Source organism: Variovorax paradoxus, assembly GCF_030815975.1.
GTDB classification, from domain to species: Bacteria; Pseudomonadota; Gammaproteobacteria; order Burkholderiales; family Burkholderiaceae_C; genus Variovorax; species Variovorax paradoxus_N.
In genome coordinates this window covers 56142-74589 of record NZ_JAUSXL010000002.1, presented here as the reverse complement: position 1 = coordinate 74589, position 18448 = coordinate 56142, and the positions used below count along the sequence as shown (strand labels likewise).

Annotated in this window: 20 protein-coding genes; 11 read left to right on the top strand and 9 right to left on the bottom strand. The window is 66.6% G+C overall.

The features are described 5' to 3' along the window. Nucleotides 1-3: 3 nt before the first annotated feature. The 7 genes from QFZ47_RS04060 to QFZ47_RS04030 all read right to left on the bottom strand — a co-directional run bounded on the left by QFZ47_RS04060 (nt 4) and on the right by QFZ47_RS04030 (nt 5242). Nucleotides 4-720: a helix-turn-helix transcriptional regulator gene (locus tag QFZ47_RS04060; protein WP_307654436.1), complete on the bottom strand. Its 717-nt coding sequence runs from the start codon at nt 718-720 to the stop codon at nt 4-6. A 55-nt stretch (nt 721-775) separates the two neighbouring features. Next, a complete protein-coding gene (locus tag QFZ47_RS04055; RefSeq protein WP_307654435.1) occupies nt 776-1243 on the bottom strand; it encodes a GyrI-like domain-containing protein in 468 nt (155 codons plus the stop codon). 23 nt (nt 1244-1266) lie between these two features. Continuing rightward, complete coding sequence (locus QFZ47_RS04050) at nt 1267-1719, bottom strand: EVE domain-containing protein (RefSeq protein WP_307654434.1); 453 nt, start codon at nt 1717-1719, stop codon at nt 1267-1269. Between the two features lie 11 nt (nt 1720-1730). Further along, a complete protein-coding gene (locus tag QFZ47_RS04045) occupies nt 1731-2102 on the bottom strand; it encodes a VOC family protein (protein ID WP_307654433.1) in 372 nt (123 codons plus the stop codon). Between the two features lie 153 nt (nt 2103-2255). Then, nucleotides 2256-4040, bottom strand: coding sequence for a PhoH family protein (locus QFZ47_RS04040; protein ID WP_307654432.1), 1785 nt, complete (start codon nt 4038-4040; stop codon nt 2256-2258). Nucleotides 4041-4251: 211 nt separating this feature from the next. Then, nucleotides 4252-4728, bottom strand: a complete 477-nt coding sequence (locus QFZ47_RS04035; protein ID WP_007830801.1) for a peroxiredoxin — start codon at nt 4726-4728, stop codon at nt 4252-4254. 133 nt (nt 4729-4861) lie between these two features. Continuing rightward, nucleotides 4862-5242 carry an Mth938-like domain-containing protein gene (locus QFZ47_RS04030; protein WP_307654431.1) on the bottom strand — a complete coding sequence of 127 codons (381 nt, stop codon included), beginning with the start codon at nt 5240-5242 and terminating at the stop codon, nt 4862-4864. A 99-nt stretch (nt 5243-5341) separates the two neighbouring features. On the opposite strand from QFZ47_RS04030, the gene QFZ47_RS04025 reads away from it, so the two are divergent. The 6 genes from QFZ47_RS04025 (at nt 5342) to moaD (ending at nt 11582) form a co-directional block, all read left to right on the top strand. Next, nucleotides 5342-6571: a pyridoxal phosphate-dependent aminotransferase gene (locus tag QFZ47_RS04025; protein ID WP_307654430.1), complete on the top strand. Its 1230-nt coding sequence runs from the start codon at nt 5342-5344 to the stop codon at nt 6569-6571. 88 nt (nt 6572-6659) lie between these two features. After that, the gene (locus tag QFZ47_RS04020; protein WP_307654429.1) at nt 6660-7982 is read left to right on the top strand and encodes a homoserine dehydrogenase; all 1323 of its coding nucleotides are present in this window, start codon (nt 6660-6662) and stop codon (nt 7980-7982) included. A 21-nt stretch (nt 7983-8003) separates the two neighbouring features. Further along, on the top strand, nt 8004-9419 hold the full coding sequence (thrC, locus tag QFZ47_RS04015; RefSeq protein WP_307654428.1) for a threonine synthase: 1416 nt from the start codon (nt 8004-8006) through the stop codon (nt 9417-9419). 83 nt (nt 9420-9502) lie between these two features. Then, nucleotides 9503-10048, top strand: a complete 546-nt coding sequence (gene mobB, locus QFZ47_RS04010) for a molybdopterin-guanine dinucleotide biosynthesis protein B (RefSeq protein ID WP_307654427.1) — start codon at nt 9503-9505, stop codon at nt 10046-10048. Next, nucleotides 10041-11318, top strand: a complete 1278-nt coding sequence (locus QFZ47_RS04005) for a molybdopterin molybdotransferase MoeA (protein ID WP_307654426.1) — start codon at nt 10041-10043, stop codon at nt 11316-11318. The genes mobB and QFZ47_RS04005 overlap by 8 nt, the downstream gene beginning before the upstream one ends. Nucleotides 11319-11330: 12 nt before the next feature. Next, nucleotides 11331-11582 (top strand): molybdopterin converting factor subunit 1, encoded by a 252-nt coding sequence (gene moaD, locus QFZ47_RS04000; RefSeq protein WP_307654425.1) that lies wholly within the window; start codon nt 11331-11333, stop codon nt 11580-11582. Here moaD and dapA read toward each other — a convergent pair. Continuing rightward, nucleotides 11569-12564, bottom strand: a complete 996-nt coding sequence (gene dapA / locus QFZ47_RS03995; protein ID WP_307654424.1) for a 4-hydroxy-tetrahydrodipicolinate synthase — start codon at nt 12562-12564, stop codon at nt 11569-11571. The two genes, moaD and dapA, sit on opposite strands and share 14 nt — an antisense overlap. 153 nt (nt 12565-12717) lie before the next feature. Between dapA and QFZ47_RS03990 the strand changes: the two genes are divergently transcribed. Next, complete coding sequence (locus QFZ47_RS03990) at nt 12718-13194, top strand: molybdenum cofactor biosynthesis protein MoaE (RefSeq protein WP_307654423.1); 477 nt, start codon at nt 12718-12720, stop codon at nt 13192-13194. Here QFZ47_RS03990 and QFZ47_RS03985 read toward each other — a convergent pair. After that, nucleotides 13191-14183 carry a Bug family tripartite tricarboxylate transporter substrate binding protein gene (locus tag QFZ47_RS03985; RefSeq protein ID WP_021006547.1) on the bottom strand — a complete coding sequence of 331 codons (993 nt, stop codon included), beginning with the start codon at nt 14181-14183 and terminating at the stop codon, nt 13191-13193. The two genes, QFZ47_RS03990 and QFZ47_RS03985, sit on opposite strands and share 4 nt — an antisense overlap. Before the next feature lie 110 nt (nt 14184-14293). Here QFZ47_RS03985 and clpB point away from each other — a divergent pair, with 110 nt between their 5' ends. The 4 genes from clpB (at nt 14294) to QFZ47_RS03965 (ending at nt 18424) form a co-directional block, all read left to right on the top strand. Next, nucleotides 14294-16915: an ATP-dependent chaperone ClpB gene (gene clpB, locus QFZ47_RS03980; protein WP_307654422.1), complete on the top strand. Its 2622-nt coding sequence runs from the start codon at nt 14294-14296 to the stop codon at nt 16913-16915. 9 nt (nt 16916-16924) lie between these two features. Beyond that, nucleotides 16925-17266, top strand: a complete 342-nt coding sequence (locus QFZ47_RS03975) for a hypothetical protein (protein WP_307654421.1) — start codon at nt 16925-16927, stop codon at nt 17264-17266. Between the two features lie 107 nt (nt 17267-17373). Continuing rightward, on the top strand, nt 17374-17781 hold the full coding sequence (gene arfB / locus QFZ47_RS03970) for an alternative ribosome rescue aminoacyl-tRNA hydrolase ArfB (protein WP_307654420.1): 408 nt from the start codon (nt 17374-17376) through the stop codon (nt 17779-17781). Nucleotides 17782-17854: 73 nt separating this feature from the next. Then, nucleotides 17855-18424, top strand: a complete 570-nt coding sequence (locus QFZ47_RS03965; protein ID WP_307654419.1) for a DUF3299 domain-containing protein — start codon at nt 17855-17857, stop codon at nt 18422-18424. Nucleotides 18425-18448 lie beyond the last annotated feature (24 nt).

Here is an 18448-nt window from a genome sequence, read left to right as displayed (position 1 = left end):
TCTTCATTTGTGCTGCTGTTCCAGCAGCTTCGCTTCGGCTGTCCGCGCCTTCACCTGGCGCAGCATGTCTGCCAGCGTCTTGCCCGCTTCGTCGCGAAAGCGTTCGGGCAGCACGTCGACCGCATCCATGCGGTCGAGGCGAAAACCGCGGAAGTCGTTGCGCAGTTCGCACCAGGTCGAAAGCGTCCAGACCTTGCCCCAGTAGAAGCAGCCCAGCGGACGCACGGTGCGCTCGCTGGCATCGCCCGACACGTCGCGATAGTGAAGGCGCAGTTTCTGGCGTGCCTGCACGGCTTCGCGCAGGGTCTGCAGCCGCGCGCGCAAGGCATCGCCCAGCCCCAGCGCTGGGGCGTAGAGCGCCAGTGCCTCGGCTGAGACGCGTGCCGCCGGCGGCAGCACCGAGAGGATCTTGCCGAGCCCGGTTTCGATGTCGCGCGCGAGCGCCGGATCGACCCAGCTCTGCGCCAGGCGGGCCGCGGCCACGAGCGCCGAGGCCTCGTCCTGCGTGAACATCAGCGGCGGCAGTTCGAAGCCCGCGCCCAATCTGTAGCCCATGCCGGCTTCGCCCTCGATCGGCACGCCCTGGTGCTGCAGGTCGGCCACATCGCGGTAGACGGTGCGCTCCGACACCTCGAGGCGCTGTGCCAGGAAGGCCGCCGTGGTGAGCCGGCGCCCGCGAATGATCTGCACGAGCTGGAACAGGCGGTCGGCGCGGCGCATCAGCGTGCTCCCTGGGATGTTCGGACGAACCCGTCGGGCCGGCCCTGGCGTGTGCTCATGAAATTCCGATGTGGATCGCCACCTTGTCCGGCCCTTCGTAGGCTTCGAAATCGCTGCGGTAGCGGCGCGCGATTTCCGGGTGCGCCTCGAAATACTGCCAGATGCGCTGCCAGGCGGCGATCACCATCTGCGGCATCTCGCCCTGGCCGGCAAAGACGAGGTAGTTGCCGGCCTCGACGGCCACGCTGTCCGCTGCGCCCGAGACGGCCACGCCCACGGTCACGTCGAAGGCGCCATGGGCGTCGGATTCGTAGCCGGAATAGACGCCGAAGATGCGGGCATCGCCGGTGCGCCCGGGCGTCGACCGGTATGTTTCTTCGCCGAAGAAGCGATTCCACAAGGCGGTGATGCGGGCACCCGCGGGGTCGTTCTCTTCGCGGTTGGTGGTGCGGACCGTGAGGCCTGCGACCTCGAAAGCGTCATGGTGCTGGCGCACGGGTTCCATCGGGGTTTTCTTCTGCATGGCTGATGTAGGGATTGTGGTGCTCAGAGCGCAAGCGCTTTCAGGTCGGCTTTCATGGCCCGGGCGATCAGCATCATGTCGGCGTCGGAGACATCGAACAGCCCGAAGCGGAACTTGTAGCCCCACTGCTTCGGGTTCTCGATGAACGCCAACTGCGCCAGCAGGGGCGCAATCGGCGTTTCGTGGGAGGCCGCGTAGGCCACGTCGAGCCGGCACGGAACAAAGCCGTTGCCCATGTTGTCGGCTTCGTACGGCGCGCCCGGCTGCACGATGCCGATCGAGACGAAGCTCTGCAGCCTGTCGGTGCCGCCGAAGACCGTGGCCGGCGCGTAGTAGGCGACGCGGTCGCCCGCCGCAACCCGCTTGAGCGGACCGAGCTTGCCGTGGCCGACCTGCATGAAGCCGAGCGGCTTGTGGTCGCGCCCGCGGCGGGCGTGTTCCGCGCTGGCGACGGCGATCCAGTTGCGCTGTGCCATGGTGATGCGATTCAGGCGAGGGCGTGAAGGCCGACGTCGTTGCCTTCGGTGTCGCGCAGATGGGCGATGAAGCCCATGCCCGGCGGCAGCGCGGACTTGGGCGCGACGATCTGGCCGCCTGCCGTTTCGACGCGCGCCAGCACGGCGTCGATGCTCGGCATGCAGTCGAGGTAGATGCGGATGCCGCTGCCCGCGCGTGCGCTGGCGTTTGCGCCGGCCTGCAGGGCGCCGCCCGTGGCGGGCTTTTCGCAGGGGAAGACGGCCAGCGTCTGGCCGCCGAAGTCTTCTCGGCGCAGCGTGCGGCCGAGCACGGTTTGGTAGAAGGCCTGGGCGCGGTCGATGTCGGTGACCGGAATTTCGAACCAGCTGATGGCGTTTTGCATGAAGGACTCGCTTTCGTTGCGTTGAAGGAGCCCTGATGGTGCGGGCCGCCTCCTGACAGCGTCTTGTCAGGAGCCTGTCACCTCGGACAAAAAAAAGCCCGCGGTGCTCCTGGGAGCACCGCGGGCTTTTTGATCGCCGCGAACCGGCGACTTTTAGAGCACGTCGCTTGCGAAGTCGGCCAGCCGCGAGCGTTCGCCGCGCGCCAGCGTGATGTGTCCGCCGTGCGGCCAGCCCTTGAACTTGTCGACGGCGAAAGTGAGGCCCGAGGAGCCTTCCGTCAGGTACGGCGTATCGATCTGCGCGAGGTTGCCCATGCAGATGATCTTGGTGCCGGGGCCGGCCCGCGTGATCAGCGTCTTCATCTGCTTGGGCGTCAGGTTCTGCGCCTCGTCGATGATCACGTACTTGTTGAGGAAGGTACGCCCGCGCATGAAGTTCATGCTCTTGACCTTGATGCGGCTTCGGATCAGCTCGTTGGTGGCCGCGCGGCCCCATTCGCCGGCGCCGCCGCCGTCGCCCTTGGCCAGGAATTCGAGGTTGTCGTCGAGCGCGCCCATCCACGGGCCCATCTTTTCTTCCTCGGTGCCGGGCAGGAAACCGATGTCCTCGCCCACGCTCACCGTGGCGCGGGTCATGATGATCTCGGTGTAGCGCCGGTCGTCGAGCACCTGCGTGAGGCCCGAGGCGAGCGCCATCAGCGTCTTGCCGGTGCCGGCGGTGCCGGTGAGCGAGACGAAGTCGATCTCGGGGTCCATGAGCAGGTTCATCGCGAAGTTCTGCTCGCGGTTGCGGGTGTTCACGCCCCAGACCGCGTTCTTGCCCGAGCTGTAGTCCTTGAGGGTCTTGAACACCGCCGTCTTGTCGCGGATCTCGGTGACGCGCGCGTACATGCTCGGCTCGCCCGGCGCTTCGAAATAGACGAACTGGTTGATGTAGAGGTTGGGCACCAGCGGTCCGCTGACCCGGTAGAAGGTGTTGCTGCCGCTTTGCCAGCTCTCGACCGTCTTGCTCTGGCGCGTCCAGAAATCGGCCGGCAGCGCGAGCGAGCCCGAATAGAGCAGGTCGCCGTCTTCGAGCGTCTTGTCGTTCTGGTAGTCGTCGGTGGCCAAGCCGAGGGCGCGCGCCTTGACGCGCATGTTGATGTCTTTCGACACCAGCACCACTTCCTGCTTGGGACGGCCGGGCTGGTCATTGGCGTAGAGGTCGCGCAGTGCCTGCACCACGCCGAGAATCTGGTTGTCGGCCTTGCCCTGGGGCAGGCTGACCGGCAGCGAATAGTCGAGCGGCGCGGTCTGGAAGAACAGCCGGCCGCCGGCCTCGCGATGGCCGGTGGTGTCGAGCTTCAGGCCCTTGTCGATGTCGGCGTCCTGGGTGCCGGCCAGCGCGTCGAGCGTGCGGCTGGTCTGGCGGCCGTTGCGCGCGACCTCGGTGGTGCCCTTCTTGTGGCCGTCCAGCTCTTCCAGCACGATCATCGGCAGGAAGATGTCGTGTTCCTCGAAGCGGAACAGGCACATCGGGTCGTGCAGCAGCACGTTGGTGTCGAGCACGAACAGCTTGGCCGGTCCATTGGATTTGCTGCGCTTGGGCCGCGCCGGGGCCTGCGGCGCCGCAATTTGCTGCTGCTGCGGCGCAGGCGCATGGACGGCGGGTGCCGGCGCCTCGGGTTCCCGGCGCGCAGCGGGCTGCTCCCGCTGGCTGCGGGAAGGAGCGGGTTTCGACTTCGCGCGGATCGGTGGCGCGATCTCGGTACCGCCGCCTACCGCATCGGCGGCATGGCGGTCGAACAATTCCAGCGGCTGGGAGCCGCTCGACGACGCCGATTCAGCGTGCGATTCGCCCGAGCGGCGCGATCCCCTGTGCGAGGAGCGGGCGGGTGCATCGTGCGCATCCGGCGAGAGCAGTGCGGCGCGTTTCGTGGGGGCGGGAGGCAATGGCATGTGTCAGATCGCTCGCAGGAAGTGGAAACCAGAAAACGAAAAAGCCGCCTGTAGACCAAGGCGGCTTTGTTCGGGGGATGCGGTCGTGGAGCTCAACGGCATGAGGCCATTATGCACACCGCCGGTCACGCGTCTCGCGCTCTTTGCACAGTCCGTTGGGCATTCCCCACGGCCTGACGCAAAAGCGCACAGACTGCGCTTCTTGTAACGGTCAGGCGGCCTTCTTGAGCGCCTTGACGGCCTTGAGCACGTCGTCCACATGGCCCGGGACCTTGAGGCCGCGCCATTCGGCCTTGAGGATGCCGTCCGCGCCGATCAGGAAGGTGCTGCGCTCGATGCCCTTGACCTTCTTGCCGTACATGATCTTGTTCTTGACCACGCCGAACATGTGGCACATTTTTTCTTCGGTGTCCGCGATGAGTTCGAACGGGAGTTCGAGCTTGGCCTTGAACTCGTCGTGCGACTTCATGTTGTCGCGGGACACGCCGAACACCGTGGCGCCGGCCTTTTCGAAGTCCTTGTAACGGTCGCGAAACTGCATGGCTTCGGTCGTGCAACCCGGAGTGTTATCTTTCGGGTAAAAATACATGACCAGCACGTGGCCGAGGTGAGAGGTATTCGAGACTTTCAGTCCGCCCGTGGCGTTGGCGTCGAATTCAGGAATGGGTTTGTTGACAACGATCGCCATGAAACTTGTTTTCTCCGTTGGTTTCCATTGATCGAGCGCCTTGGGGCACACTCGACGAATGGAGGATTGGTCGTTGCTAACTGGAGCAGCAGGCCTGTTCGCAACCTGGTATTTTACCCCGAAAACCCCTCCCTCAGTGCTCGGGCGGTTCCACGAGGAGGGCGGCCACCACGTGGCGGCCTTCGCCGGCCAGGATGTTGTAGGTACGGCAGGCTGCGGGGGTGTCCATGGTTTCCACCCCGGTGCGCTTGGCCATCAGGGGCTGGAGCCAGGCAGGCTGCGGGAACCGGATGCGTGATCCGCTTCCGAAAATGACCAATTCCGCGCCCAGCGATGCAAGTTGGGCGAAATGCTCGGGCCCGAGCTGGTCGAAACGGGTGCAGTTCCATTCGAAGCGCTCGCCGCGCGAGCCCACCACCACGCTGCCCTCGACCTTTTCGTTGTTGATCGCGACCCACCCGGGGCCGTGCGCGGTGAGGGTCTGGGCGTCGGATTTGTCGGGCTGGAGCTTCATCGGGGCACTGGGAACTGTGGTCAAATTATAGGTTTTCCCAGTGACACGAGGCCTCCAAGGGCCTTTAGACCTCGAGTAACCCGCGCCCGGGAGGGCTCTTTGAAGCAGTTCAAGAAATCGGCCAAGCTGGCCAATGTGCTCTACGACATCCGCGGCCCCATCATGGACGCCGCCAAGCAGATGGAGGAAGAGGGCCAGAAGATCATCAGGCTCAATATCGGCAACCTGGCCGTGTTCGGCTTCGATGCGCCGGAAGAAGTCCAGCAGGACATGATCCGCAACCTGCCGGGATCGGCGGGCTATTCGGACAGCAAGGGCATCTTCGCGGCCCGCAAGGCCGTGATGCACGAGACCCAGAAGCAGGGCATTGCAGGTGTCACGCTCGAGGACATCTACCTGGGCAACGGCGCGAGCGAACTGATCGCCATGGCCACCAACGCGCTGCTGAACGACGGCGACGAAATGCTGCTCCCGGCCCCCGACTATCCGCTGTGGACGGCCGCCTCGAGCCTGTCCGGCGGCAAGCCGGTGCACTACCTCTGCGACGAAGCCAACGGCTGGATGCCCGATCTGGACGACATCCGCGCCAAGATCACGCCCCGCACCAAGGGCATCGTGGTCATCAATCCGAACAATCCGACCGGTGCGCTTTATTCCGACGAACTGCTCAAGAGCATCGTCGCCATGGCGCGCGAGCACCACCTGGTGATCTTCGCCGACGAGGTGTACGACAAGGTGCTGTACGACGGCGTCAGGCACACCGCGATCGCGAGCCTGTCGACCGACGTGCTCACGCTCACCTTCAATTCGCTCTCCAAGAGCTACCGCTCGTGCGGCTACCGCGCGGGCTGGCTGGTGGTTTCGGGCGACAAGGCACGGGCGCAGGACTACATCGAGGGCCTGAACATGCTCTCGAACATGCGCCTGTGCGCCAACGTGCCCGGACAGTGGGCGATCCAGACCGCACTCGGCGGCTACCAGAGCATCAACGACCTGGTCGGCGACGGCGGCCGCCTGCGGCGCCAGCGCGACCTGGCCTACGAGCTCATCACGGCCATTCCGGGCGTGAGCTGCGTCAAGCCGAGCGCCGCGCTCTACATGTTCCCAAAGCTCGATCCGAAGGTCTACCCGATCGCCGACGACCGCCAGTTCTTCCTCGAACTGCTGAGGGAAACCAAGGTGATGCTGGTGCAGGGCACGGGCTTCAACTGGGCCACGCCGGACCACTTCCGCATCGTGTTCCTGCCCCACGAGGACGACTTGCGCGAAGCGATCAACCGCATTGCCAAGTTCCTGGAGCTGTACCGTCTGCGCAGCAAGACGGATTGATGGCGCGGCCGCTCGCCGCGCGCTTGGCCGCGGCGGCCGGCAGTCCCTTCCTTTCCACCCCATACGAATCATCCACGCGAATCCCTCAATGAAACCCATCCAAGTAGGCCTGCTCGGCGCAGGCACGGTCGGCAGCGGCACCTTCAAGGTGCTGCTGCGCAATCAGGAAGAAATCAAGCGACGTGCAGGCCGGGGCATCGAGATCACGATGGTGGCCGATCTGGACGCCGCCCGCGCCCGCGAAGTCGCCGGCGAAGGCGTGAAGGTGGTCGCCGACGCGCGCGAAGTCATCGCCAACCCCGACATCGACATCGTCATCGAGCTCATCGGCGGCTACGGCATTGCGAGGCAGCTGGTGCTCGAGGCCATTGCGGCCGGCAAGCACGTGGTCACGGCCAACAAGGCGCTGCTCGCGGTGCACGGCACCGAGATCTTCGCGGCCGCGCATGCCAAGGGCGTGATGGTGGCCTTCGAAGCCGCGGTGGCCGGCGGCATCCCGATCATCAAGGCGCTGCGCGAGGGCCTCACGGCCAACAGCATCCAGTGGCTGGCCGGCATCATCAACGGCACCACCAATTTCATCCTGTCCGAGATGCGCGACAAGGGGCTCGATTTCGCCACTGTGCTCAAGGAAGCGCAGCGCCTGGGCTACGCCGAAGCCGACCCCACCTTCGACATCGAGGGCATCGACGCCGGCCACAAGGTCACGCTGATGAGCGCCATTGCCTTCGGTATTCCGGTGCAGTTCGACAAGGCGCACATCGAAGGCATCACCAAGCTGGCCGCGCAGGACATCAAGTACGCCGAACAGCTCGGCTACCGCATCAAGCTGCTCGGCATCACCAAGCGCACCGCGCAGGGCATCGAGCTGCGCGTGCACCCTTCGCTGGTGCCGTCGAAGCGGCTGCTTGCCAACGTGGAAGGCGCCATGAACGCCGTGGTGGTGCATGGCGATGCCGTCGGCACCACGCTGTACTACGGCAAGGGCGCGGGCAGCGAGCCGACCGCCAGTGCGGTGATCGCCGACCTCGTCGACATCACGCGCCTGCACACGGCCGATGCTGCGCACCGCGTGCCGCACCTGGCCTTCCACCCCGATGCCATGAGCGACCTGAAGGTGCTGCCGATGGCCGAGGTCGTCACCAGCTACTACCTGCGCCTGCGCGTGGCCGACCAGGCCGGCGTGCTCGCCAAGGTCACGGGCTTGCTGGCCACCGCGGGCATCAGCATCGACGCGGTGCTGCAGCGCGAAGCCGACGAAGTGGGCGGCGAGGGCTCCACCCAGACCGACTTGATCATCCTCACGCACGACGCGCGCGAAGGCACCGTGAACGACGTGCTCGCGGAACTGCAGGCCCTGCCCACGGTGCTGCAGCCGATCGTGCGCATCCGCAAGGAAGAGCTGTCCTGAGGACGGCACAAGAGACATACCGTGAACTACCTGAGCACCCGCGGCCACCCCGACCGCAAGCGTTTCTGCGAAATCCTGCTCGAAGGCCTCGCGCCCGACGGCGGGCTGTACCTGCCCGAGCACTATCCGCAGGTCGACACCGCCATGCTCGCCAGATGGCGCGAGCTGCCGTATGCGGAACTGGCGTTCGAGATCCTCTCGCTCTACATCGACGACATTCCGCCGGCCGACCTGAAGGCCATCTGCGCCAAGACCTACACGCTCGAGGTGTTCGGCTCGGATGAAATCGTGCCGCTGCGCGAACTGGAAGACGGCGTGTACCTGGAGGCACTGTCCAACGGCCCCACGCTGGCCTTCAAGGACATGGCGATGCAGCTTTTGGGCAACCTGTTCGAGTACGAACTGGCCCGCCGCGGCGCCGAGCTCAACATCCTGGGCGCCACCAGCGGCGACACCGGCAGCGCGGCCGAGTACGCCATGCGCGGCAAGAAGGGTGTGCGCGTCTTCATGACCTCGCCCGACGGGCGCATGAGCCCCTTCCAGCAGGCACAGATGTTCAGCCTGCAGGACGAGAACATCCACAACATCGCCGTCGCCGGCGTGTTCGACGACTGCCAGGACATCGTCAAGGCGGTATCGAACGACCTGGGCTTCAAGCGCAAGTACCGCATCGGCACGGTCAACTCGATCAACTGGGCGCGGCTGCTCGCGCAGGTCGTCTACTACTTTGCCGGCTACTTCCAGGCGACGGCCAGCAACGACAAGCCGGTGAGCTTCACCGTGCCCTCGGGCAACTTCGGCAACGTCTGTGCCGGCCATGTGGCGCGCATGATGGGCCTGCCGATCCAGACGCTGGTGGTCGCCACCAACGAGAACGACGTGCTCGACGAGTTCTTCCGCACCGGCATCTACCGCGTGCGCGCGGCGGCCGACACGCATGAAACCTCGAGTCCGTCGATGGACATCAGCAAGGCCAGCAACTTCGAGCGCTTCATGTTCGACCTGGTGGGGCGCGATGCCGACAAGCTGCGCTCGCTGTTCGTGGACGATCTCGGCAACCGAGGCCGTTTCGACCTGAGCGGCAGCCCCGCCTTCAGGCAGGCCGCGGAGCGCTTCGGCTTCAAGAGCAGCCGCAGCACGCACGCGGACCGGCTTGCCACCATCCGCGACACCGACAAGCGCTTTGCCACCTTGGTCGATCCGCACACGGCCGACGGGCTCAAGGCCGCGCGCGAACATCTCGCGCCTGGCGTGCCCATGGTGGTGCTCGAAACCGCGCTGCCGATCAAGTTTGCCGCCACCCTGGTGGAAGCCCTGGGGCACGAGCCCGCACGGCCCGCCAGGTTCGAAGGCATCGAGGCGCTGCCCAAGCGGGTGGTCAAGCTGCCGGCCGATGCCGAGGCCGTGAAGGCCTACATCGCGCAGAACTGTGACTGACCCTGGCCGCACGCCGCACACTGCGGCGGCTGCTCCGCATATGCATACGGCTGCCGCGTAGACCGCAGCCACAGGAACTCGACATGAAGGTGATCGGCTTTTCCGGGTATTCGGGTTCGGGCAAGACCACGCTGGTCGAGCGCCTGATTCCCGTGCTCAAGCTCCATGGCCAGCGCGTGTCGGTGGTCAAGCATGCGCATCACAAGTTCGACATCGACCATCCGGGCAAGGACACCTATCGCCATCGCGAGGCGGGGGCCTTCGAGGTGGTCGTGGCCTCGGACCGGCGGCTCGCGCTGATCCGCGAATTCGAGCAGCCCGCGCAGCTGTCGGTGCACGACCTGATTGCCGAGCTCCATGACGGTGTCGACTGGGTGCTGGTCGAGGGCTTCAAGCACAGCGACCTTCTCAAGATCGAAGTCTGGCGCGCGCCCGAGCCCGGCAGGCCGGCACGGCCCTCGCAGTACATCGAGGACGCCTTCGTGACCGCCATTGCCACCGATGCGCCCGCGAGCCTGCCGGTGCCCACCAGCCTGCCGCTGTTCGACCTCGACGACATCGAGGGCATCGCCCAGTGGTTGATCGACAGCGCAAGCCGCTTCGAATACAACCCCGAACACCATGGCTGATTCCGTGACCCCCTCGCGCCCGCCGCTGATGGCGCTCGACGAAGCCCTTGCGAGCCTGCTCGCGAAGGCGCTTCCGAAGCTGCCTGCCGAGAGCGTTGCCACCTTCGATGCGGACGGCCGCGTGCTCGCGCAGGACATCGTCTCCGCGCTCACCGTGCCGCCCCGCGACAACAGTTCGATGGACGGCTATGCGGTGCGCGTGGCCGACTGCGCCGCGCCGGGTGCCTTGCTGCAGGTGGCGCAGCGCATTCCCGCCGGCACCGTGGGCACGCCGCTCGCGGCCGGCACCGCGGCGCGTATCTTCACCGGCGCGCAGATTCCCGAAGGCGCCGACGCCATCGTCATGCAGGAAGACACCCAGCCGGTGCCGCAGGAAGGCACGCTCGGCGCGGTGCGCATCGAGATCGCTCCCGCGCCCGGCCAATGGATTCGCCGTGCGGGTGAAGACGTGGCTGCCGGCGATGTGGTGCTGCGCCAGGGCGAGCGCCTGACGCCCGCGGCACTCGGCCTCGCCGCCAGCGTGGGTTTCGACCGGCTCCAGGTGGCGCGGCGGCCGCGCGTGGCGCTGCTGTCCACCGGCGACGAACTGGTGATGCCCGGCGAAGTCGCGCCCGAGGCCATGAAGCCGGGCGCCATCTACAACTCCAACCGCTTCTTCATGCGCGCCTTGCTGCACCGGCTCGGCTGCGAGGTGAACGACCTGGGCATCGTGCCCGACAAGCGCGAAGCCACCATCGAGGCGCTGCGCGGTGCCGCGGAGCACAGCGACCTGATCATCACCACCGGCGGCGTGTCGGTGGGCGAGGAAGACCACATCAAGGCCGCGGTGCAGGCGCTTGGCGAACTGCAGCTGTGGTCGCTCTCGATGAAGCCCGGCAAGCCCTTCGCCTACGGTTCGATTCCCAGGGCCGGAGGCGACGCGCAAGGGCGCTGCCACGTCACGGGGCTGCCCGGCAACCCCGTGTCCAGCTTTCTCACCTTCCTGCTGCTGGTGCGCCCGTTCCTGCTGACGCTGCAGGGCGCCAGCCGCGTGGCGCCGGAGCCTGTGCAGATGCGCGCCGACTTCGACTGGCCGCGCGCCGACCGCCGCCGCGAGTTCCTGCGCGCCCGCCGCAATGCCGCGGGCGGGCTCGACCTGTTCGCCAACCAGAGCTCGGGTGTGCTGACGTCGATGGTCTGGGGCGACGGCGTGATCGACAACCCGCCGGGCCAGACCCTCCGGGCCGGCGACACGGTGAATTTCATCCCCTTGGCCTCGCTGCTGGCCTGACTGACGCTGCCCATGAAGGTCCGGATCCGTTACTTCGCCTCCGTGCGCGAGGCGCTCGACACCAGCGGCGAAACCGTCGACACCGGTGCCGCCACGCTGGCCGCGCTGCGCGACGAACTCATCGCCCGTGGCGGCGCATACGCCACGGCGCTTGCGCGCGGCAAGGCCGTGCGCATGGCGCTCGACCAGGCCATGAGCGACGAGGCGGCCGCGCTGCGCGAGGGCTGCGAGGTCGCCTTCTTTCCCCCGGTTACGGGCGGCTGAGCCGGGCGTCCAGCGCCACGAGGCGCTCGCGCAAGGCGTCGGACGCGCGGGTCATCGGCGAGCGCAGCTCGTCGCGCATCGATCCGCCGTGCGCCAGCAGCGCCTTCAGCGGCGCCGGGTTCGGTTCGGCAAACAGCATCTCGATCAACGGCTGCAGCGGCTGCCATTCGGCGCGCGCCTCTTCGAGCCGGTTTTCGGCCAAGAGGCGCAGCAGCTGCACGAAGCGCTTCGTCTGCACATGCCCGCTCGCCGCAATGGCGCCCACGCCGCCTTCGGCCACCGTGCCGAAGATCTGGTGGTCTTCGCCCGACAGCACCTGCAGCCGGCCGTCGGCGATCAGGGCGCGCGTCTTGGCCATGTCGCCGCCGCAGTCCTTGATGCCGCGGATGCGCGGGTGCTCGGCCAGCGCCAGCAGCGTTTCGCGCGCGAGGGTCGCGCCGGTGCGGTAGGGAATGTCGTAGATCAGCACCGGTGCGGTGCTGGCGTCGGCAATGGCGCGGAACCATTCGAGCAAGCCGGCCTGCGAAGGCCGGATGTAGTGCGGCGCGGGCACCAGGAGCCCCGCCAGCGGCCGTTCGGCGAGCCGGCGCACCCAGGCCGTCGTCTTGCCCAGGTGGTAGCCCGACAGGCCCATGACGATCGGCAGCCCTTCGGCGGCGGCCTGCACCGTCTCGAGCGCGGCGAGCTGCTCCGTTTCATCGAGTGCGGCGGGCTCGCCGGTCGAGCCGAAGACCACGAAGCCCGCCACGCCATCGCCGGCGAGACGGCGGGTCAGTGCCGAGAGTGCGGCATGGTCGACCGCACCGTGCTGAAACGGTGTGACAAGGGGAATCCAGAGGCCCGAGAAATCAGGGCTGGAGGAAGGGATGGACGATGGCGGCACGCGGGTTTCCTCAGGGGAATCGACCGATGGAAAGGAACCGTCGTTCGATGCGCGCGCAACCCATTCGGGGCCAAGGCCTTGGCAGGTTCCGTCGCTCATCCGACGACGGAACCGCAGCTCCGGTCAGACGAGCTTTGGTTTTTTGGCTTTGCTGCCCTGGCGCGCACGGCTGCTTTCGATGTGCGAAGGCACTGAAGAAAGCATGGCGAGGCGGGGCATTGCCGAAGTCTAGCGCGGTGCCACAATCCCGGCATGAGTGGTGCACGCGTTTCGATCCAGACAGCCGATTTCGACCTGGGGCAGGAGGTCGCCGCGTTGCGTGCCGGCGACAAGCGCGTGGGCGCGGTCTGCAGTTTCGTCGGCACGGTGAGGGATCGCAATGACGGCAGCACCATCGCCTCGATGGAACTCGAGCACTACCCCGGCATGACCGAGAAGGCCATCGAGGCCATGATCGACGAGGCGCACCAGCGCTTCGACATCCTGGGTGCCCGCGTGATCCACCGCGTGGGCCTGCTGCAGCCGCTCGACCAGATCATGATGGTGGCCGTGGTTTCGGCCCACCGCGGCCAGAGTTTCGAGGCCTGCGAGTTCCTGATGGACTACCTGAAGACCCAGGCCCCGTTCTGGAAGAAGGAACAGACGCCCGAAGGCGCCCGCTGGGTGGATGCGCGCGTCAGCGACGACGCCGCATTGGCGCGCTGGGGCATCAGCGCCCCGAACGCTTAAAGGGGCTTGAAGCCGCTCGATTGGATGATCCGTTCCCAGGTCTGCGTGTAGCTGCGCACGCGGCCTGCGAACTGCCCCTGCGGCTCGTAGCCGACCGTCAACCCCATGGTCGTGAGCTTCTGCTTCACGTCGGGCATGGCCAGCACCTTCTGCAGCGCCTCGCCGTACTTGTCGATGATCGGCTGCGGCGTACCCACGGGCGCGAAGATGCCGTAGTAGGGCAGGTCTTCCAGGTTCGAGAAGCCCAGTTCGGTGAAGGTGGGCACGTTCGGCAGCACGGCCTGGCGCTTGGCGCCGATGGAAGCGACGATGCGCACCTTGCCGGCCTTGTGGTTCTCGATGAAGTCGGGCACCGAGGCGATGCCGGCCGTGATCTGGTTGCCCAGCATGTCCGCCGTCATCGGCGCGCTGCCGCGGTAGGGCGCGGGCTGCACGTCGATCTTGTATTTTTCCGAAATCATCTTCACCAGGAACTCGGGGATGGAGGCCGGTGCCGGAATGCCGATGGTTTCCTTGCCGCCGCGCTGGGTGCGAACCCACTTCACGTACTCGTCGATGCTCTTGGCCGGCGTGCCGCCCGAGACGGCCAGCACGTTGGCAAAGGTGGCGAAACCGGCCACGGGCACGAAGTCGGTCGCGGGGTTGAAGCCCGGGTTCTTCACCACCTGCGGCAGGATGGAAATCGAATGGTCATGGGAGAGGAACAGCGTATGGCCGTCGGCCGGGGCCGCCTTGAGCGCCTGCGCCGCGATCTGTCCGCCGGCGCCGGCGCGGTTTTCCACCACCACCGGCACGCCCAGCACGTCCTTGAGTTTTTCGCCGAGTGTGCGTGCAATGGCGTCCGTGCCGGCACCGGCCGGAAAACCGACCAGCAGCCGGATGGGCGTGCCTTGCGCCTGCGCAAGACCCGTCAGGCCCATGGCCGCTAGAAAGAGACCGACGCCGAGCGCCCGGCGAACCGGATGGGCGCGCTGCATTGAAAAAACCATGATCGACTCCATTCGAAAGATGACGAGGCACAGTGCAATAGCCGTGCCCGAAGCGCCGGACACCTTGAATCGCGCCCGAACAGTCCTATTTTGAGTGCAGGAACACCACCATGCGACAAGACAAACTCACCACCAAATTCCAGGAAGCACTGAGCGACGCCCAGACGCTCGCGCTCGGCAACGACAACGCCTACATCGAACCGGCCCACCTGCTGGTCGCGATGCTGCGCCAAGAGGACGGCCCGCGCGCCCTGCTGGAACGCGCCGGCGTCAACGTGCAGGGTCTTGTGAACGCTGCCGAGGCGGCCATCAAGAAGTTGCCGCAGGTGCAGGGCCACGACATCGTGCAGGTCGGCCCTGAATTGGGCAAGCTGCTGCAGGCGACAGAGAAGGAAGCCATCAAGCGCAATGACCAGTTCATTGCGGGCGAGCTCTTCCTGCTGGCCGTGGCCGACAGCAAATCCGACATTGGCCGCATCGCCAAGGAAAACGGCCTCGGCCGCAAGTCGCTCGAATCGGCCATCGATGCCGTGCGCGGCGGGCAGGGCGTGAACAGCGCCGATGCCGAAGGCCAGCGCGAAGCCCTCAAGAAATACTGCCTCGACCTCACCGAGCGCGCGCGCCTGGGCAAGCTCGACCCGGTGATCGGCCGCGACGAGGAAATCCGCCGCGCGATCCAGGTGCTGCAGCGCCGCACCAAGAACAACCCCGTGCTCATCGGCGAGCCCGGCGTGGGCAAGACCGCCATCGTCGAAGGCCTGGCGCAGCGCATCGTCGCGGGCGAGGTGCCTGAGTCGCTCAAGGGCAAGCGCGTGCTGTCGCTCGACATGGCCGCGCTGCTGGCCGGCGCCAAGTTCCGCGGCGAATTCGAGGAGCGCCTGAAGACCGTCTTGAACGAACTCGCCAAGGACGAAGGCCAGACCATCGTCTTCATCGACGAGCTGCACACCATGGTGGGTGCCGGCAAGGCCGAGGGCGCGATGGACGCGGGCAACATGCTCAAGCCCGCGCTCGCGCGCGGCGAGCTGCACTGCGTGGGCGCGACCACGCTTGACGAATACCGCAAGTACATCGAGAAGGACGCCGCGCTGGAGCGCCGCTTCCAGAAGATCATCGTGGGCGAGCCCTCGGTCGAGGCCACCATCGCCATCCTGCGCGGCCTGCAGGAAAAATACGAAGTGCACCATGGCGTGCAGATCACCGACCCGGCCATCGTGGCCGCGGCCGAGCTGAGCGACCGCTACATCACCGACCGCTTCCTGCCCGACAAGGCGATCGACCTGATCGACGAGGCCGCGGCCAAGATCAAGATCGAGATGGACTCCAAGCCCGAGGTCATGGACCGGCTCGACCGCCGCCTGATCCAGCTGCAGATCGAGCGCGAAGCCGTGCGCCGCGAAAAGGACGAAGCCTCGCAGAAGCGCTTCGGCCTGATCGAGGACGAGATCGCTCGCCTGCAGAAGGAGATCGCCGACTACGACGAGATCTGGCAGGCCGAGAAGGCCCAGGCGCAGGGCAGCGCGAAGATCCGCGAGGACATCGACAAGATCAAGTTCGAGATCGAGGAGTGGAAGCGCAAGGGCGACTTCAACAAGCTCGCCGAACTCCAATACGGCCAGTTGCCGGCGCTGGAGAAGCGCCTGCGCGAAGCCGAGGAAAGCGAAGCGAGCAAGGGCAAGTCCAGCGCGCCCACGCTGCTGCGCACGCAGGTGGGCGCCGAAGAAATCGCGGAGGTCGTGGCGCGCGCCACCGGCATTCCGGTCGCCAAGCTGATGCAGGGCGAACGCGACAAGCTGCTGGTCATGGAGGGCAAGCTGCACGAACGCGTGGTGGGGCAGGACGAGGCCATCGGCGCGGTCGCCAACGCGATCCGCCGCTCGCGCTCGGGCCTCTCCGACCCGAATCGCCCGACCGGCTCGTTCCTGTTCCTGGGCCCCACGGGCGTGGGCAAGACCGAGCTGTGCAAGGCGCTCGCGGGCTTCCTGTTCGACAGCGAAGACCACCTGATCCGCATCGACATGAGCGAGTTCATGGAGAAGCACTCGGTCGCCCGCCTGATCGGCGCGCCGCCGGGCTACGTGGGCTACGAAGAGGGCGGCTACCTCACGGAAGCCGTGCGCCGCAAGCCCTACAGCGTGGTGCTGCTCGACGAGGTCGAGAAGGCGCACCCCGACGTGTTCAACGTGCTGCTGCAGGTGCTCGACGACGGCCGCCTGACGGACGGCCAGGGCCGCACCGTGGACTTCAAGAACAGCGTGATCGTGATGACCAGCAACATCGGTTCGCCGATCATCCAGTCGATGGTGGGCCAGCCCGCCGAGGAGATCAAGGAAGCGGTGTGGGACGAGCTGAAGAACTACTTCCGCCCCGAGTTCCTGAACCGCATCGACGAGACCGTGGTGTTCCACGCGCTCGACGCGAAGAACATCGAGTCGATTGCCGCGATCCAGCTCAAGGTGCTGAAGGCGCGGCTCGCGAAAATGGACCTGGGGCTCGAGGTGTCGCCCGCGGCGCTGGCCGAGATTGCCAAGGTCGGCTTCGACCCGGTGTTCGGCGCACGGCCGCTCAAGCGCGCCATCCAGCAGCGCATCGAAAATCCGCTCTCGAAGCTGCTGCTCGACGGCAGCTTTGGGCCGAAGGACACGATCGAGGTGAATACCGATCCGATCCGGACCCCTGGCCAGTTCTCGTTCACCAAGGCCGGGGAACCATCGGAGGCCGTTGCGGCCTAAAGTCGGATGATGAACTTCATTTTTCGCGTCATTCTTCTGCTCCTGGGGCTGGTCTTCGCGGCCAGCCTGGCGGTCGCCGTCACGCTGCTGGCGGCCGTCTGGGGCGTGCGCTACGCCTGGGGACGGATCACGGGCAAGCCCGTGACGCCCTGGATGGCTTCGATGGGCGGGCGCTTCAACCCGCGTTCGGGCTTCGAGCGTTTTCGCAATGCGGCACAGCCGGCCGAGCCGACTGCGGCCGACATGGCCAATGCGCGTGCGCGCGGCGAATCGGTGGAGCACCCGGTGCGCATTCGCGGCAGCGCCAGCGACGTGACCGACGTGTCCGCAAAGTCGGTTTCGCGCGGCTGAGCCGCCGGTATTTCCCGCGGCGACAGTCCGTCGCGTCACGATGTGCATCGGCGGTGACCAGGGCATCGCAGGCGTCTTCGAACGCGTTTGAAGGCACACTTGCGGGCATGCTCCGCCCACCCCTCCTGATCGACCCCGACGAGGTCGAGTTCAGCGCCATCCGCGCGCAGGGCGCGGGCGGCCAGAACGTCAACAAGGTGTCGAGCGCAGTGCACCTGCGCTACGACATCCATGCGAGCTCGCTGCCTGCCGACGTGAAGGAGCGGATGCTCGCGCTGCGCGACAGCCGCATCACGCAGGAAGGCGTCTTCGTTTTGAAGGCGCAGCAGCACCGCACGCAGGAAATGAACCGCGCCGACGCGCTCGCACGCCTGCAGGAGGTGGTCGACAGCGTGGCCACGCCGCCGCGCGTGCGGCGCGCCACCAAGCCGACCTACGGTTCGAAGCAGCGCCGGCTCGAAGGCAAGAGCCAGCGCTCGCAGATCAAGAACCTGCGCGGACCGGTGCGGGACTGACCGCTTGCCCGCGGCTTTCACCGTTAAGCCCCCGCTAAGCTGGCGGACACAAGCCGCAAGCACAATAGGAGCCATGAGAGCCTTCTTCCGCCGCGCCTTGCCGGCCTTCCTGCTTGCGCTGGGCGCTGTTGGCCTGGCGGGCTGCGGGCCGGCCGCGGGCACCAGCCCGACTGTCGCCGGCGCCGTGCAGGAACTCAAGTGGGAAGAGCTCGTTCCCAAGAGCTGGGACCCGACCAAGCGCTACCGCAACCTCAGCCTGGAGGCGCTGCGCGACAACGACCCGCGCGCGGTCCAGATGCTGGACGAGATGCGCGCCGTCTGGGACAACGCACCGGTCAACGTGGCGCTCGACGGCATGGCCGCAGGGCTCTCGGGCTTCGTCGTTCCGCTCGACAACACGCAGGACGGCATTCGCGAGTTCCTGCTGGTGCCGTACTTCGGCGCCTGCATCCATACCCCACCGCCGCCGGCCAACCAGATCGTGCATGTGGTCGCGGCCGATGCCGTGAAGGGCCTGCATGCGATGGACACCGTGCGTGTGAGCGGCCTGCTGAAGGCCGCGCGCTATGCCTCGGCGGACATGGGCGTGAGCGGCTACGAGATCAAGTCGGCCTCGGTCGAGCCTTTTGTCGCGGCGCGCTGACTTCCTTCGGTCATGCGCTGCGTG